Here is a 17,036-nt window from a genome sequence, read left to right as displayed (position 1 = left end):
TAACATTTTTATTTATGAAAAATTATTCTGTGGTTTCCAACATAAATAAATCTTCTAATTTTTGTTTTCGACGAATTTGGCGCATTTGTCCATTTTCCAATAAAACTTCTGGTAGTAATGGACGAGTATTATAATTAGAAGACATAGAAGCGCCATATGCACCAGTATCATGAAATATTAAATAATCTCCTACTTTTGCCGAATCAGGCAATTTGCGTGCTAATATTGTTCCATTTGTATTTTGTGTAAAAACATCTCCAGATTCACATAATGGACCACCAACAACAGTATCACGTAATGTTTCTAAAGTAGTGCTGCGATTATCTCCAGGAACTAATGAAATATGATGGTAACTACCGTACATTACTGGACGCATTAAATCATTATATCCTGCATCTATTAATATAAAATGACGACGACCCATGTTTTTTACTGCTCTAATTTGGGTAATTAATACTCCTGATTCAGCCACAAGAAAACGACCAGGCTCTATTTCTAAGCTTACTGTATGATCCAAATATTGACCAATGTATTTTCTTGCGTCATTCCACAAATGAAAATAACGATTGACATCTAAAACCAGATCATTGTGTTGATACGGTATTGTTAACCCTCCTCCAGCAGAAATGACTTGTACATCTATTTTGTATTTCAAAATTTGTTGGACCATTGCATTACATACTTTAGATAAATGATCATACTTTACTCCAGAACCAATATGCATATGCAGCCCAATTAGCTGTAGATCATAATGACGAATGTAAGATAAAGCTGTTGGTATATCTTCATGCCAAATACCATGTTTACTGTTTTCTCCTCCAGTATTAGTTTTTTGATTATGTCCATATCCAAATCCAGGATTAATACGTAACCATATTTTATGTCCAGGAGAACAAGCACCTAATTGTGCTAACATATCTATCGACCCTGCATTAACAATAATATTTAGTTCTGATATTCTTAATAATGTTGCTTCTTCTAAAATATCTGCGGTGAAAACTATTTCATTACTTTGATTTCCCGTTTTAAAACCAGCTAATAACGCTCGTTCAATTTCTCCTAAAGAAACAGCATCTACCTTAACCCCATGATTATGCATTAATCGTAAAATATGAATATTAGAGCAAGATTTTTGAGCGTATCGTATAACGTCAAATTGTTGTAATTGTGTAATACGATTAATTATAACTGATGCATCATATACCCATACTGGACCTTGATATTTGTGATGTAATTGTTTTAATCTTGCATAGGTAAACGCATTTGTTTGAGTAAAAACATTATGTATCATGCTATATTCCTATTATTCTTACTGAGATATATCTTAATATCAAAATTTTTCGGATTATATCACTGATGTACAGTTGAAAATTATCGATATAAATTCACGTTATTTAAAAAATAATTGCCAATATTAGTTTTTAATATTTATTAAAAGATTACTACACCGTATAGTATTATAGTCACTTGCCGAATATACTTAAAAACATAAAAAATTTTATTTTGGGCGAAGTGTGGGAAACAAAATTACATCACGAATAGTATGTTTGTCGGTTAGCAGCATTATCAAACGATCAATCCCTATCCCAATTCCCGCTGTAGGAGGCAGTCCATATTCTAATGCAATTAAATAATCTTCATCGTAATTTACATAAGCATCGTTATTTTTTTTATCTTTTTTTTCATCTACTTGTTTTAAAAAACGTTCTTTTTGATCTTCTGGATCATTTAATTCCGAAAAACCATTTCCTATTTCTCGCCCAGCAATGAAAAGTTCAAAACGATCAGCAAACTTTAGATTATTATCACTACGACGTGCCAATGGGGATATTTCTATCGGATAAGAAGTTACACAAGTTGGTTGAATTATTTTTTTTTCTACCTCCTCTTCAAAAATAACCATATGTATTTTGTTTAAAGTCCAACAACTTTTGACTTTAATTCCAAATGATTTTGCAACAGAAATAGCAGTATGTATATCATCTATATTTTGAGATCTAGTTTCTGGTAGATAATAAAAGATAGCTTCTTTTATACTTATTTGAGTAAAAGGATGTTTAAAATCTAATGCATAATTTCCATAATGTACGATATTGCTACCCAATACTCGGCGTGTTACTGAGCGTAATAAATTTTGTATTAAAACAATTATATCACGATAATCAGCATAAGCCATGTATACCTCCATCATTGTAAATTCAGGATTATGATAGGAAGATATTCCTTCATTACGAAAACTACGATTTATTTCAAATATTCGCTCAAAACCACCGACCACTAGTTTTTTTAGATATAATTCTGGGGCAATACGTAGATACATATCTATTCCTAATTTATTATGATGCGTAACAAAAGGATGTGCTATAGCCCCTCCCGCAATTGTATGCATCATTGGCGTCTCTACTTCTATAAAATTATGCTTTTTCATGAATTGACGTATTTCAGAAATAATTAAAGCACGTACTTCAAATGTTTTTTTTGCGTGTTCATTGATAATTAAGTCCAAATATCTTTGACGATATTTTGTTTCTTGATTATTTAAACCATGAAATTTATCTGGCAATGGGCGTAATGATTTAGTTAACAATCGGATTTCTTTACAATGTATCGATAATTCCCCCGTACGTGTTCTAAACAACGTACCACATGCTCCTACGATATCTCCTTGATCCCATTGTTTTATACTTTCCTTATATAAATTTACTGATAATGAATTAGCAGTAATATATAACTGTATGCAACCTTCAGCATCTCGTAAAGTTATAAAAGATGCTTTTCCCATGACACGTCGACTCATTATGCGTCCCGCTACGCTTACTTTAATATTTAATTGTATCAATTCTGCATGAGATTTATGAGCATATTTTTTATGTAATTGATTAGAAATAGAATCACGACGAAAATCATTTGGAAATGCTGCACCTTTTTCACGGAGTTTTAATAGTTTTTTTCGACGAATATTTAATTCATCATCAATATTAAATTTTTGGTATGACCGATCTTTTGAACATGCGTATTTAATCATTATAAGTCTCGCTTAAAGTATTTTTTTGATACTAACTTTTATAAAATCATCTAGATCTCCATCTAAAACAGCTTTGATGTTACGTTTTTCAAAGCCAGTACGTAAATCTTTAACTCTAGAATTATCTAAAATATAAGATCGGATTTGATTGCCCCAAGTAATATTTACTTTATCGTTTTCTCTCATTTTTTTTTCATAATTTTTCTTTTGTAGTTCGAGTTCATATAACTTAGCCTGTAATTGTTTCATTGCTTGATTTTTATTTTTATGCTGCGAGCGATCACTTTGGCATTGAGTAACGATATTTGTTGGTATATGCGTTATGCGCACTGCAGACTCTGTACGATTAACATGTTGACCTCCCGCTCCGGAAGCTCGATAGACATCACAACGTAAATCTTCTGGACGAATGTGAATATTTATACTATCATCTAATTCTGGGTATACGAATACTGAAGCAAATGAAGTATGACGTCTTTTAGCTGAATCAAAAGGACTTTTTCGTACTAGTCTATGCACACCAGATTCAGTTCGTAACCAACCATATGCATAAGGACCAATAACTTGAATAGTGGCAGACTTTATCCCAGTAATCTCTCCTGTCGATTCTTCAGTAATGTCAGTCATAAAACCTTTATGTTCCATCCAACGCAAATACATACGCAACAACATACCTGCCCAATCTTGTGCTTCTATGCCTCCAGATCCTGATTGAATGTCAACATAACAATTAGAATCATCATGTTTTCCTATAAACATACGACTAATTTCTAATTGAGATAGTGTACGTTCTAAATCAATTAATTGACCATGAATTTCAGAAAGCAAGATGTTGTCATATTCCTCCGTTAGTTCTAATAAATCATTTAAATCCACTAAGTTTTTATTCAGCTGATCAACAATGTTAATAAAAATTTTTAAAGAAGTGGATTTTTGGCTAAGAATTTTTGCAGTTTTAGGATTTTTCCAAATATCAGGTGATTTTAGTTCGTTGCTAATTATTTTTAAATGTTTTTTCTTGAAATTGTAGTCAAAAATCATCCTTAAACTTAAATACTCTATTTAACATGAGTTGAATATGTTGCTTAATAAAGTTAATATCTATCATTAAAATTTTGTTCCTTAAGATGTATATTTGAATTCGTATTATTTCATGTATTATATATGCTCGAATATAATATAATACAATCGAATAAAAATTCTTATATAATATATAATATGAGAATACACATTTTTCTTATAAATATTTAAATATGTAATATTATATAATCTTTGGTCCCATATTATTTAAATGTGTTATTAATTGTTAATAAATATAAACCATCTATACGGTTATTATATATTTCGCTTCAAGTACATCGAAAAACGATGATATATGATAAAATAAAATAAGCATTATTCCTTAAGAATTATTATACTCCGATATATATTCTTCATTAACGAAACTTCTATCAAGCGACAAAACTGATAAATTGTTTAATTATGAAATTTGTAATATTAAATGTTAATAATAATGTAATTTTGTTATATCGAAGCATTTACAATTTAATTAATAGGATTAAATGAGATATATTACGTAATGTTCATTTAGGGTTATTGTACTCATAAGGAGAGATACGGTGTCACCTCGTATAGTTTTTTCGGGACAACTCCCTGTACACTCAACAGATTTACCATTAACATTCATCTCCTTAGAGGAATGGACAGTAGTAAAATTACATGGACCGGATGTTATACAATATCTACACAATCAACTTACTTGTGATATTAAAAATTTAGATAAAAACAAATATAGTTTTGCAGCTCATTGTAATCCAAAAGGAAAAACTATCAGCAATATGTATGTTTTCCATTTTAAAGACCAAGAAATGGGATTTATCGAACGTTTAGATGTACACAAGAAACAAATCGCAGAAATGAAAAAATATATGATGTTTTCTAAAGTTACTGCCGTTTCTGATTATGACCCAATACTTATTGGAATTGCCGGGAGAAATGCAAGAAATTATTTAAGCATGTTTTTTTCAGTTCTACCAAATAATATACATACAGTAGTGCATGATAAAGATGTCACTTTTCTTTATTTTAGTTCTCCAGCTGAACGATTTTTATTGATAATAAATAACAAATCGATATTAAATTATTTGTTAAGTAAATCACAATCTTATGTTCAATTTAATAATAGTCGCCAATGGGTATCGTTGGATATGGAAGCAGGCTATCCGATTATTGAATCGATAACTAGTGAATTATTTATCCCTCAATCTATTAATATGGACACATTACAAGGCATTAGTTTTAATAAAGGCTGCTATATTGGACAAGAATCTATTGCGCGTATCAAGTACCGTGGACATAACAAACAAGCATTATATCGGTTAACCGGTGTCATTGATGATCATGGGAATAGTTATAAATTACCAGTAGCTGGCGATCAAGTGGAACTAAAAATAAATAATCAACACTGGAAAAATGTCGGTATTGTTTTACAATCTTGTCACATTAAAAAAAGTAATATATGTATACAAGTAGTCTCAAGTAGATCTATTGTAGATACTTCAGAACTGAAAATTAAAAATATTCAAACTAATAATAGTCTCATGTTTATTGTTATTAATACTTAATAAATTTAAATAATTTTTTGAATGTTACAAATATGACTTTTTAATCATAACGATCTTGTAGTAACCATTTTGGCATGTTATCTAAACCCATGATACGGTGTAATATATGTATTTTTAAATTAGGCACAGTGTTGATTAGATGAAAAATAAAATATTGTATGTACTTTGAAAAATGATTTTTATTATAAAGTAACATATGAATGTATGGAATGTTTATGAAATTTTTGGCTATTCTGTATTTTCTATTACGCTCGTAACATTTTAAATAAGCATCATGTCCAATGTCTTTGTTATTTTCTTTCAGTTGTTGTAGATGATGTGCTAGAACTGCTGCATCTATCAGTTCTGAATTAATATTTTGAAAAAATAAAGGACATATGATGTATGCAGCTTTTCCTAACAATACTAAACGATGATTTGTTAAATTGTGTGCATATTGCATTCTCAATAAGAAAATTTTATATTTTGTATTATCGCATGCAACACAATGACCGAACATATTGCAGATTTCAATTAAATCATAATTAATAGATTGGGGGGAAGTAGAAATATATAGATACTTTTTAGCCGTATATGGCGGTAATAACCAAAAAGCAACAGAAAGGTGTGCGTTTTTTAATGGTAATAACATTAATAAACCATCATTGTGAATAATGCAACGAAGAGTGTTGTTATGATTTTTTTCAGTACGGATAATAGTAGTTAGCCCATAATATTCAGTATCTCTAAATATTAACGAGATATTTGCAGCGTTTCTTACCCAAGAATTAATTCCATCTGCACCTATTATTAACTTAGCTTTGAATGTATAATTATTGTCGACTGTAATAAATACTGCATCTTCATGATAATTTATCACGTCGGGTAAATGTGAATCCATAAGCGTAATATTTCTTGATTGTCGCGCTCGATTAATTAAAGCTTGATATATTAAACAGTCATCCACAATATATCCCAATTCAGAATATCCTAAGTAACCAGATTTAAAAACAATTTTTTTCATACTGTTTTTTTTAAGGATTTCTAATTGGTGTAATAAAATAGAAAAATGTGATATGTTTTGATTCCAAACTTTTAAATACTGCAGTACTTTTGAGCTAGTTATATTAATTAAGGATGTTTTCATATCCCATTGATCCATTGAAAAAATATTCGCATGTACCTTATGTTCTATGATTGCAATACGAAAACGATCACTTAATCCGCAGGCTAATGCTAGCCCGGAAATTCCTTGATTTACAATTAATAGATCAAAACTTTCCATACTATTATTTATTTAAATAAAAGTCAGTCCGTGTTCCAATTTAGTATCTCATTTACTAAAAGACGTTGTAAATAAGTACTATAACTAACAAAAAATAAACCCATGTTGCGAGCAATAATCAATGGTAAATAACGATTACTGAATAAACGCACTAATCCATCAGTAATTTTAATAGTTCTATATTGATCTAAATACCTGCGTTTCTGGTATGTATTTAACACAGAATAATCTCCAATGTCTAAGTTTTGATATAGTGCTTGTGTAATTATTTTTGATAACACTACAATATCACGTAATCCAAGATTAAACCCTTGTCCAGCAATAGGATGTAAACTTTGTGCTGCATTACCGACTAATGCCAACCTATGACTAATGTGGCTCTTAGCACGTGTTAACCAAAGATTGTAAAAATATCGTTTTTCTATATTTAAAATTTTTCCTAATTTCCATCCAAATATACTTTGCAATTCTTGAGAAAATTTACCCTTGCTCCATGTAGATACTTCTTTTTGTTGTTTATTAGAAATGCACCAAATTAAAAAACTACAATCGTTAGACATAGGTAATATAGCTAATGGTCCATGTTCTGTAAATTTTTCAAAAGCCCTACCATAATGAGGTACTTCAGTAGTAATTTTAGAGACTACAGCAATTTGTTGATAATTCCATCTAAACCATTGCATACCACAATCAGCAGCTAATGTTGAATGAGCACCGTCTGCTGCTACCATTAATTTTGAAACTATTTGATGATCATTATTTAAAATAACTATATTTTTTTTTTTTCGCGTTTAATCTCTTTTAGAGTTGCAGGGCAATATACGGCTACAGTGGATTTATTATGTAAAAAATCAAATACTTTCTTTCTAAGAATGTTTATTTCTATAACATAACCTAATTCTGACAATTGATAATCTTGAGCATTAATGAATATTTTATGTAGTCGATGATATTCACTAACTTCTATTTGTCTTATAATAGTAGCACAAGAAGATAAAATTGGCTCCATATTAATTCGTATTAATTCAGAGTAAGCTCCTCGGGATAACGCTATTACATGAGGAGGGTATATATTTAAAGATAATTGTGTATCACAACGATAAGGAGAATGTTTTTCTATTAAGGATATTTCTAAATCTCCTTTAGTTAATTTAAATAACATTAACGCTAATATTGCGCCTGTTATTCCCCCACCGTTTATAATAATAGACATAGATTATTATCTAACATATGAATATAAAATCTTAATATTGAATAAAAACTACATGTATGCGTCGATATAATTAAACTCAATCTGACAAATATTAATATATTTATAATATTATATATAGCACAACTTATTTCAATATGATACTTATATACGCTATATAACCGTATATAACAACAAACAAACTCAATACACAAGTATATTTTCAATGAACTGAAAATATACATTAAATTTAATTTGTAAATAGAATTTATTTGGTATAACATGTAGAATGTGTTGATGTTGTCATGTAGCGATTACATGATATGTAATAATTTATTATAATTTAAATATTTATTATAAGTTTACATAGAAAATACACTTATATCTGTAGCAACAGATGCACAAGTTATTATTTGTAATAACAAAATTAAGCAGTGTTTCTAGCATATTTGTAGTATGTATAATTACATATGTTATTAATATTTGTTTTTTGAAATAGTTAGCTAAATAAATATAATGCTATTGATTTATACTTTATATAGTATAAAGTATAAATTCAATTATCTTTATAAATTTCATCATATTAATAATTAATTAGTGAATGCATAGAAAATTATATTAAATACTATTATTTTTTAATTAAATATTCATTTATACGAAAAATTTTTTGTAATATACAACTACATAATAATTGTCATGATGCTACATAATCATTGACAACTTAAATAATTAAAATAACCAGGAAAAGAATATGCCTGAACAACCAATAGATATTCAAATTTTTGGCCGAACATTACGGATTAATTGTCCATCTCAACAGAAAGATGCTTTAAATAAGGCAGTAGCAGATTTAACTCAACGTCTACAAAATTTAAAAATTAGAACAAAAGTAACTAATGCTGAACAATTGGTGTTTATAGCTGCTTTAAATGTATGCCATGAATTAGCTCAAGAAAAATTAAAAACACGTGAATATGCATCTAACATTGAGCAACATATTTTGTTATTACAACAAACAATCGACAAAGCCTTAATAGCACATACCCATATTACCGAGCATGCCAATAGGTCACTGGAATGCTCTTCTGAACACGTATAAATTATTGTATATATTATTATTATTTTAATATTAAACTAAATAACGAAAAAATTATCAGAATAATAAAGTATAACCATTATGGTTGAATGCTATTTTTTAAGATAAAAAACATATAAATATGTTTGCATGAATTCAGTAATATAATTGCTATGCATATTAATGATAAAAAATCATACAGAAAATCTATCCGCATGTATATACGCACTGTACGTCGTTCTGTAACATTTCAAGAAAAACATACAGCAGCCCAATTAATAACTAATAAGATTATAACTATAGATCATATATATAGATCAAAATATATAGCAATATTTATTGCTTTTGACGGAGAAATAGATACTGCTTTACTTATTAGAACTTTGTTATTTATGCGCAAACAAATATATTTGCCAGTTTTACCTGATTCAGAATCGGAATGTTTATTATTTTCACAGTATACATTTTCAACGCCTCTGATATGTAACCGCCTAAATATATACGAACCTAAGTGTAATGCTAGTTCTGTGATGCCTATAGAAAAACTAGACGTTATATTTGTTCCATTAGTCGCATTTGATACTTACGGAAACCGATTAGGTATGGGTGGTGGTTTTTATGATAGAACTTTACAAAATTGGCAACATCAAAGTAACTATGTACCTATAGGATTAGCATATGATTTTCAAAGGATACCTACCCAATTACTTCCTATAGAAACATGGGATATAAAATTACCAGAAATTATCACTCCATCTCACCATTTGACTGCGGGAAAATGTTAATTAATTTCTATTTATTATCAAACTGTTTTCATAAAAATCATACTAAAACATGCGCAATTTATATTAATAAGCTGTAAATTTTATAAGTTTTATATTACTTCAAATTTAATTTTTGTATATAGGAAAAGAAATTATGTAATTGTTTTTATGCCTTCTTTTGTTCCAACTAATACTATATCTGCTCGTCTTTGCGCAAATATACCAACGCTTACCACTCCTGGAATATTATTAATTTTTGATTCTAATAGCGATGCATTTACAATCTTCATATTATATACATCTAAAATATCATTACCATTATCAGTAATTACATTCTGTCGATATTCTGGTAAGCCACCTAAACGAACTAATTCTCTTGCTACTAGTGATCGGGCTATAGGAATAACTTCTACTGGAAGTGGGCCACGTCCTAATATATTTACTTGTTTGCTGCTATCGACTATACAAATAAATTTTTTAGCTGCAGCAGCAATAATTTTTTCTTTAGTTAAAGCTCCGCCCCCGCCTTTGATCATTTGCATATGCGGATCAATTTCATCTGCGCTATCAACATATACATCTAATTCGTGCAAACTATTAAGATTATATAGAGGAATACCTAATTTTTTTAATTGATTAGATGAATGATTTGAACTAGAAACTACGCCTTCTATTTTTTGTCTTATACTGTTTAGTGCTTCAATAAAATATGTAACGGTAGAGCCCGTTCCTACGCCTATGACGCCGCTAGACTGAATATATTTTAAAGCCGCCCAACCTACCGATTTTTTTAATTTTTCTTTTACCATATTGCACCTATATGTGATGCATATTATATATTTAGTTCATACTAATTTTGATTTATCACTCTTGATATCTAATAATAATTTTTCAATTTATATAAATTAAAATGATATTTAATGATAATTAAAAACCATACCATATGTTGAATAGTTGTTATAATCGTATGTACAGTATGTTATATTACGGATAATAGACTTTACGATTTACATCAAAATTTAAAATTCAATCTTATTTGTAAGCATGATTGATAGTATTTTATAAATTTTCACTCAATATAATTCTGATGTTATTGATATATGAATCTAGTCTAACGTATTATAAATTGCTTGTTAGGAGAAATTGTTTACAAAATGTTGATAGCATTTAAGATAGAAAATTGTTTTTCCAAATACTTAACCATTGATTTTTGTCCTGCACGAATCCAAACACGTGGGTCATAAAATTTTTTATTTGGCTGCTCGCAGCCAAATGGATTACCTAATTGAGTTTGAAGAAAATTTTTATTGTTTTGATAATATTTTAAAATTCCTTCCCAAGTAGCCCACTGTATATCAGTATCAATGTTCATTTTGACGACACCATAACTGATAGCTTCTTGAATTTCTTCTGCTGTAGACCCAGATCCCCCATGAAATACTAAATTCAAAAAATTATTAGGTAATCCAAATTTGTCAGAAACATATTTTTGTGATTTCTGAAGAATTTGCGGATCTAATCGTACGTTACCTGGTTTGTATACACCATGTACATTTCCAAACGATGCAGCTATAATGAATCGTGGGCTAATGACATGAAATTTTTCATAAGCATAAGCTATATCTTCTGGATTTGTATACAAAAGCGCATGATCCAGATGATGGTGATCTATGCCATCTTCTTCTCCTCCGGTACAGCCCAATTCTATCTCTAAGGTCATATTCAATTTATCCATACGACTTAAATATTTTGAACTAATTTCTATGTTGTCTTTTAAGGGTTCTTCGGATAAATCTATCATATGAGATGAAAATAATGGACTACCAGTTGCAGAAAAATGTTTCGCGCTTACATCCAACAAAGCATCAATCCAGGGCAATTTTTTTTTACTACAATGATCCGTATGTAAAATAACAGGAATACCATAGTGACTAGAAATATTATGTACATGTAGACTTCCAGAAATTGCTCCTAATACTGCAGCAGAATAATTATTTTGATCACTATGTAAACCGTATCCTGCCATAAAAGCTGATCCTTTTTCAGAAAACTGTAAAATAATTGGAGACTGCATATTAGCTGCAGCTTCTAACGCAGCATTAATTGAATCCATACCTATACAGTTCACTGCCGGCAAAGCAAAATTATTTTCTTTCGCAAAATTAAACATTTTCTGTACATCGTCTCCAGTAACTACACCTGGTTTTATAATATTAAGAATCTTATTCATTTACTTTCTTCTGTTTGTCAATGCATACATTTATATAAAAAAATTATTTTAAAAGCATATCATATATATTCTCACGCATAATGTTTATTAAATCAATAACATATATACTTCTAATTGTTAAAAGCATGTTTTTCGAGCATTTTTAACGATGGAAACGTTTTACCTTCAATAAATTCTAAAAAAGCGCCACCTCCAGTAGAAATATAAGAAATTTGATCAGAAATATCAAATAAATCAATAGCCATTAAAGTATCACCGCCTCCAACAATAGAAAAAGCATTACTTTTAGCAATAGCATGAGATACCATTTCGGTACCTTTTCTGAAATTTGGAAATTCAAACACTCCAATAGGACCGTTCCAAAGAATAGTCTTAGCGCAATTTAAAATATCTAATATTCGGGCAATAGATTCATCACCTAAATCAAGAATTTGTTCATTATCTTTAATATCAACTACGGCTTTCATAGTTACTTGGGCAGTTTCAGAAAACTCTGTGCTTACTCGTACATCAGTAAGAATAGGTATATCGCAATCTTCTAAAAGACGCTTTGCCGTAGGTATAAGTTCTGCTTCATATAAAGATTTACCTACTTTTTTCCCTTGAGCCGCTAAAAAGGTATTTGCGATACCTCCTCCTACTACAAGATAATCTGCAATTTTTGACAAAGAATCTAAAACAATTAATTTAGTGGATACTTTAGATCCTCCAACTATAGCAACCATTGGTCTCATAGGATTATGTAAGGCCTTTCTTAAAGCTTGTAATTCTTTTTGTAATAAGAGTCCAGAACAAGCGGAAGACACAAATTTACCTATACCATGTGTGGAAGCCTGTGTACGATGAGCACTGCCAAATGCGTCCATGATAAATATATCGCACAACATAGCATATTTTTTTGATAGAATCTCATCATCCTTTTTTTCTCCTTTATTAAATCGTACGTTTTCTAACACTAAAAGCTCCCCTTCCGTGAAGTTAACTCCCTCTAAATAATCTTTAACCAACCGCACTGTTTTGATATTTTGATGGACCAATTGTTTTTTTAAATATTCAACTACAGGTTGTAAAGAAAATTCCACATTATAATCTCCTTCTGTTGGTCGACCCAGATGCGAAGTTACCATAACATGTTTGCTTTGGTTTAAAGCCAATTCAATAGTAGGTAATGATGCATGAATTTTTCTATTAGAAGTAATGACTCCATTTTTAACAGGTACGTTTAAATCGGAACGAATTAAAACACGTTTACCTGTTAAGTCCAAATCACTCATTTTTATTATAGTCATGATGGGCAACCTTTTATGCGTGAAACGATATAGAATTATATGTTAATAGTTAAAATATTCTTTTATTTTGCTACATATTGTGCTGAATAGTTTAGTGTATTAGTAGTGAGTAACTAATATATAACGATATATAGCTTAAAAATAAATTCAAATTTTCATTAATTAATAATATGGAAACTCTAAAAAATTAACATATTATAAACCACTACGATATACCGACAGTGTTTATATTTATATAAAAATATATAACATGTCTTATAGGAATATAAGGTCGCTGATTTACTCAATATAAGTTCAATTTATAAATTCTTTATGAATACAATGTTGTATTCATATATATATATATCCATTCGACGTATCACTTAATTGATGTTATATAATATTGACTGGATGTCAGCATCAAATATTTTAAATACAGCGTCATCTTTTAATTCAATATTGTTTTTATACAATTGATAAAAAATTTAAGTAAAAAACAACATACGAAATTGATTTTCAACTCTTCCTTAATTTCACCTGAGTATAAAGCATTTCTAATCCTAGTGTAGCAGCCGCTAAAGCAGTAATTTGTGCACAATCGTAAGCTGGAGCTACTTCTACTAAATCAATACCTATGATATTCAAGTTACGAAAACCTCGTATTAATTTCAACGTACGGTAACTTGTTAATCCTCCAATTACTGGAGTTCCAGTTCCAGGCGCTATAGCTGGATCTAAGCAATCAATATCGAAAGTCAAATATACTGGAAAGGATTTAACAACCGATGTTATCTTATTTATAATAATATCTATGTTAGTGTCGTTAACATATTCTACGTCTAATACTGTGAATCCATAACGCTGATTGTATTCAGTACGAATACCAATTTGTATGGAATGAGCAGGATCTATTAATCCTTCGTTAAGCGCATGTAGCATAACAACACCATGATCATATTTGCTATTATTATCATAGTAATCTGCATGCGCATCAAAATGTATCATTGCCATTTTTCCAAAAATCTTTGCATATGCACGTAATATAGGTAACGTGATGTAATGATCACCTCCAAACGATAACATTTTTTTTTCAGAAGTTAGTAATTGCTCAGCATGATTTTGTAGAGAGTTTGTAAAATCTTGTATGTCTCCAGATTTATATACTAAATCTCCGCAATCAACCACGTGCAAATTTTCACATATATTAAAACCCCAAGGCCAACGCAAATGTTCCCAGGCTAAATTAATAGATGCTTGTCGAATAGCAGTTGGACCAAATCTGCTTCCTGCGCGTCCAGAAGTAGCCATATCAAAAGGGACTCCAGTAATTACCCAATCACTATTACTCTTATAGGGATCAAATTCTAATGGAAATCGTAAAAACCCAAAGGCATTTGAAAATAAGGAGTTGTCATTTTTATAATTTAAAGTATACATGTATTTCCTTTACTGAGCTTAGTATTACAAGCAGTTTATTATATATAAAATATAATTTAAGTAAAATTAAATAAAACATTTGTACAAGCTAAAATTTTAAAAATATTATGCAGCCTGTAGATATAATCTACATATATAAAATCTAATATCAGATAAATTTTAAAAATTTTAGAACTATACCCAAATTAATCTGTGCTAAAACGCACAATTAAATCTATACAGTAGATCATAATAATGCTTATAAATAAGATTTATTTTTTAATTATCTTGTAATTTAATTATTTTTAAAAATAAAAATTCTAAACATCTCATTGTAACTAATAAACAAAATATGTGATTTGTGTCAATATAAGATATCTATCAGAATTTAATTAATTTATTTAAACATGATATTGAGAAAATAATTTTTAGACGCTATTAATAAACCAATTAAAACATATAATAGATAATAGCAATGATATAGATATTTTAAAAAATTAAATTAATATATAAATTTACATAAATAACAGATGAAAAATACTAGAAACTAGAATGTATGTATAAAATTTTTATCGTAATTTATTCATAAATCACGCAGATATTGCATCAACATCTGATATTTGTAAATCTAATAATATTTAAATATTATTAAATGAAAAAAATTGTAGTATTTTAATATTCATATAAAATAGCTTTATGCATATGGTTGCCCAGATATATCTGCTATATCTACATTGGGTTATACTACTAGTAAGCTTTAAACTCTGTATTAAAAGGATATAACAAATGTCGCAATATTTATTTACATCTGAATCCGTATCAGCAGGGCATCCAGATAAAATTGCAGACCAAATCTCTGATGCTGTATTAGATTCTATTTTATCGCAGGATCCAAGAGCTCGTGTTGCGTGCGAAACTTATGTTAAGACAGGGATAGTGTTAATGGGCGGAGAAATTACTACCACTGCTTGGGTGAATATGGAAGAAATTGCTAGAAATACTATTCGTGATATTGGCTATGTCCATTCAGATATGGGGTTTGATGCAAATTCTTGTGCAATATTGAGTATAATTAATAGACAATCTTCAGAAATTCAATACAGTATCAATCACGACGGTAATATGTTACAACAAGGAGCTAGTGATCAGGGATTAATGTTTGGATACGCTACTAACGAAACTAACGTTTTAATGCCTGCTCCGATAACATACGCACATCGTTTAATTAAAAGAAAAGCCCAAATGAGGGAAAATGGCGTGTTACCCTGGTTGGGATTAGATGCGAAAAGTCAAGTGACTGTTGCTTATGAAGACGGAAAGATAATTGGTATTACTACAGTTGTATTGTCTATTCAGCATGCTGATAACATAAAGCTAAGGGATTTGCAAGAAGCTGCTATGGAAGAAATCATTAAACCAGTACTACCTAAAAAATGGTTGTCTAATAGCACTAAATTTTTTATTAATCCCAGCGGACGCTTTGTTATTGGTGGGCCTATTAGTGACTGTGGTCTAACTGGAAGAAAAATTATTGTAGATACTTACGGAGGCATGGCTCGGCATGGCGGTGGGTCTTTCTCTGGAAAAGATCCATCAAAAGTAGATCGCTCAGCTGCTTACGGCGCAAGATACGTTGCTAAAAATATTGTGGCTGCTGGATTAGCAGATCGTTGTGAACTTCAAGTGTCATATGCAATTGGTGTGCCAAACCCAGTTTCAATTAGCATTGAAACTTTTGGAACAGAAAAAACTTCACATGACATCCTAATGCAATTGATAAATAACTTTTTTGATTTTAGTCCTTATGGTTTAATCACTATGTTAGATTTATTAAAACCAATTTATAAAGAAACAGCTGTTTATGGGCATTTTGGTCGTGAATGTTTCCCTTGGGAAAAAATTGATAAAGCAGAACTTCTTCGTGATGCAGCTGGTTTAAAATTTACATCTTTATAACATTTTCCATTTTGTTTTTTAACTGATATATAATTATTATGAATATAAAAATTTTCATTCACTAACTAAATGAACATAAAAAATAAAATTCTATAGATTTAGAATAAGTTTAAACGAAAATGTATATGTTGTTTATAAAAAAATTAATTTTTTATATAAAATTACGTAATAAATAACAAATGCAATAAATGTGAAATATGACACCTGAAATTAAATTATATATAA

At 29.5% G+C, this 17,036-nt stretch carries 14 protein-coding genes; 4 read left to right on the top strand and 10 right to left on the bottom strand.

The window, feature by feature from the left end; all coding sequences use genetic code 11:
* Positions 1-22 precede the first annotated feature (22 nt).
* From lysA to prfB, 3 genes are all read right to left on the bottom strand, one after another.
* A complete protein-coding gene (gene lysA, locus CBquer539_RS01360) occupies positions 23-1,291 on the bottom strand; it encodes a diaminopimelate decarboxylase (RefSeq protein WP_500836668.1) in 1,269 nt (422 codons plus the stop codon).
* A 207-nt stretch (positions 1,292-1,498) separates the two neighbouring features.
* Positions 1,499-3,025, bottom strand: a complete 1,527-nt coding sequence (gene lysS / locus CBquer539_RS01355; RefSeq protein ID WP_500836667.1) for a lysine--tRNA ligase — start codon at positions 3,023-3,025, stop codon at positions 1,499-1,501.
* A 12-nt stretch (positions 3,026-3,037) separates the two neighbouring features.
* A protein-coding gene (prfB, locus tag CBquer539_RS01350; RefSeq protein WP_500836666.1) for a peptide chain release factor 2 occupies positions 3,038-4,133 on the bottom strand; the annotation gives its coding sequence in 2 pieces (ribosomal slippage) (positions 3,038-4,075 and positions 4,077-4,133; 1,095 coding nt in all).
* Positions 4,134-4,644: 511 nt separating this feature from the next.
* On the opposite strand from prfB, the gene ygfZ reads away from it, so the two are divergent.
* Positions 4,645-5,649, top strand: a complete 1,005-nt coding sequence (ygfZ, locus tag CBquer539_RS01345; RefSeq protein ID WP_500836665.1) for a tRNA-modifying protein YgfZ — start codon at positions 4,645-4,647, stop codon at positions 5,647-5,649.
* Between the two features lie 40 nt (positions 5,650-5,689).
* On the opposite strand, the gene CBquer539_RS01340 is transcribed toward ygfZ, so the two are convergent.
* The 3 genes from CBquer539_RS01340 to CBquer539_RS01330 are packed head-to-tail and all read right to left on the bottom strand — an operon-like array spanning position 5,690 to position 8,126.
* Entirely contained in the window at positions 5,690-6,913 is a 1,224-nt protein-coding gene (locus tag CBquer539_RS01340; protein WP_500836664.1) for an FAD-dependent monooxygenase, read from the bottom strand.
* 23 nt (positions 6,914-6,936) lie between these two features.
* Entirely contained in the window at positions 6,937-7,644 is a 708-nt protein-coding gene (locus CBquer539_RS01335) for an FAD-dependent monooxygenase (protein WP_500836663.1), read from the bottom strand.
* A gap of 38 nt (positions 7,645-7,682) precedes the next feature.
* Positions 7,683-8,126 carry a hypothetical protein gene (locus CBquer539_RS01330; protein WP_500836662.1) on the bottom strand — a complete coding sequence of 148 codons (444 nt, stop codon included), beginning with the start codon at positions 8,124-8,126 and terminating at the stop codon, positions 7,683-7,685.
* 727 nt (positions 8,127-8,853) lie between these two features.
* Between CBquer539_RS01330 and zapA the strand changes: the two genes are divergently transcribed.
* Both zapA and CBquer539_RS01320 read left to right on the top strand, forming a co-directional pair.
* The gene (gene zapA / locus CBquer539_RS01325) at positions 8,854-9,201 is read left to right on the top strand and encodes a cell division protein ZapA (protein WP_500836661.1); all 348 of its coding nucleotides are present in this window, start codon (positions 8,854-8,856) and stop codon (positions 9,199-9,201) included.
* A gap of 149 nt (positions 9,202-9,350) precedes the next feature.
* On the top strand, positions 9,351-9,962 hold the full coding sequence (locus tag CBquer539_RS01320) for a 5-formyltetrahydrofolate cyclo-ligase (RefSeq protein ID WP_500836660.1): 612 nt from the start codon (positions 9,351-9,353) through the stop codon (positions 9,960-9,962).
* 131 nt (positions 9,963-10,093) lie between these two features.
* Here CBquer539_RS01320 and rpiA read toward each other — a convergent pair whose 3' ends face one another.
* From rpiA to speB, 4 genes are all read right to left on the bottom strand, one after another.
* A complete protein-coding gene (gene rpiA, locus CBquer539_RS01315) occupies positions 10,094-10,750 on the bottom strand; it encodes a ribose-5-phosphate isomerase RpiA (RefSeq protein ID WP_500836659.1) in 657 nt (218 codons plus the stop codon).
* 338 nt (positions 10,751-11,088) lie between these two features.
* Entirely contained in the window at positions 11,089-12,171 is a 1,083-nt protein-coding gene (gene fbaA / locus CBquer539_RS01310) for a class II fructose-bisphosphate aldolase (protein WP_500836658.1), read from the bottom strand.
* A gap of 110 nt (positions 12,172-12,281) precedes the next feature.
* A complete protein-coding gene (locus CBquer539_RS01305; RefSeq protein ID WP_500836657.1) occupies positions 12,282-13,460 on the bottom strand; it encodes a phosphoglycerate kinase in 1,179 nt (392 codons plus the stop codon).
* A 495-nt stretch (positions 13,461-13,955) separates the two neighbouring features.
* Positions 13,956-14,876 carry an agmatinase gene (gene speB, locus CBquer539_RS01300; RefSeq protein WP_500836656.1) on the bottom strand — a complete coding sequence of 307 codons (921 nt, stop codon included), beginning with the start codon at positions 14,874-14,876 and terminating at the stop codon, positions 13,956-13,958.
* A gap of 765 nt (positions 14,877-15,641) precedes the next feature.
* Here speB and metK point away from each other — a divergent pair.
* Positions 15,642-16,811, top strand: coding sequence for a methionine adenosyltransferase (metK, locus tag CBquer539_RS01295; protein WP_500836655.1), 1,170 nt, complete (start codon positions 15,642-15,644; stop codon positions 16,809-16,811).
* Positions 16,812-17,036 lie beyond the last annotated feature (225 nt).

Source organism: Blochmannia endosymbiont of Camponotus quercicola (genome assembly GCF_059935335.1).
Note: the sequence above shows the minus strand (reverse complement) of the source record. Positions and strands in the feature narration are given on the sequence as shown.

Excerpts from the sequence above, each read along its gene's own strand:
- lysA (WP_500836668.1), bottom strand. The coding sequence starts at position 1,291 with ATGATACATAATGTTTTTACTCAAACAAATGCGTTTACCTATGCAAGA.
- lysS (WP_500836667.1), bottom strand. The coding sequence starts at position 3,025 with ATGATTAAATACGCATGTTCAAAAGATCGGTCATACCAAAAATTTAAT.
- CBquer539_RS01340 (WP_500836664.1), bottom strand. The coding sequence starts at position 6,913 with ATGGAAAGTTTTGATCTATTAATTGTAAATCAAGGAATTTCCGGGCTA.
- CBquer539_RS01335 (WP_500836663.1), bottom strand. The coding sequence starts at position 7,644 with ATGGTAGCAGCAGACGGTGCTCATTCAACATTAGCTGCTGATTGTGGT.
- CBquer539_RS01330 (WP_500836662.1), bottom strand. The coding sequence starts at position 8,126 with ATGTCTATTATTATAAACGGTGGGGGAATAACAGGCGCAATATTAGCG.
- zapA (WP_500836661.1), top strand. The coding sequence starts at position 8,854 with ATGCCTGAACAACCAATAGATATTCAAATTTTTGGCCGAACATTACGG.
- CBquer539_RS01320 (WP_500836660.1), top strand. The coding sequence starts at position 9,351 with ATGCATATTAATGATAAAAAATCATACAGAAAATCTATCCGCATGTAT.
- rpiA (WP_500836659.1), bottom strand. The coding sequence starts at position 10,750 with ATGGTAAAAGAAAAATTAAAAAAATCGGTAGGTTGGGCGGCTTTAAAA.
- fbaA (WP_500836658.1), bottom strand. The coding sequence starts at position 12,171 with ATGAATAAGATTCTTAATATTATAAAACCAGGTGTAGTTACTGGAGAC.
- CBquer539_RS01305 (WP_500836657.1), bottom strand. The coding sequence starts at position 13,460 with ATGACTATAATAAAAATGAGTGATTTGGACTTAACAGGTAAACGTGTT.
- speB (WP_500836656.1), bottom strand. The coding sequence starts at position 14,876 with ATGTATACTTTAAATTATAAAAATGACAACTCCTTATTTTCAAATGCC.
- metK (WP_500836655.1), top strand. The coding sequence starts at position 15,642 with ATGTCGCAATATTTATTTACATCTGAATCCGTATCAGCAGGGCATCCA.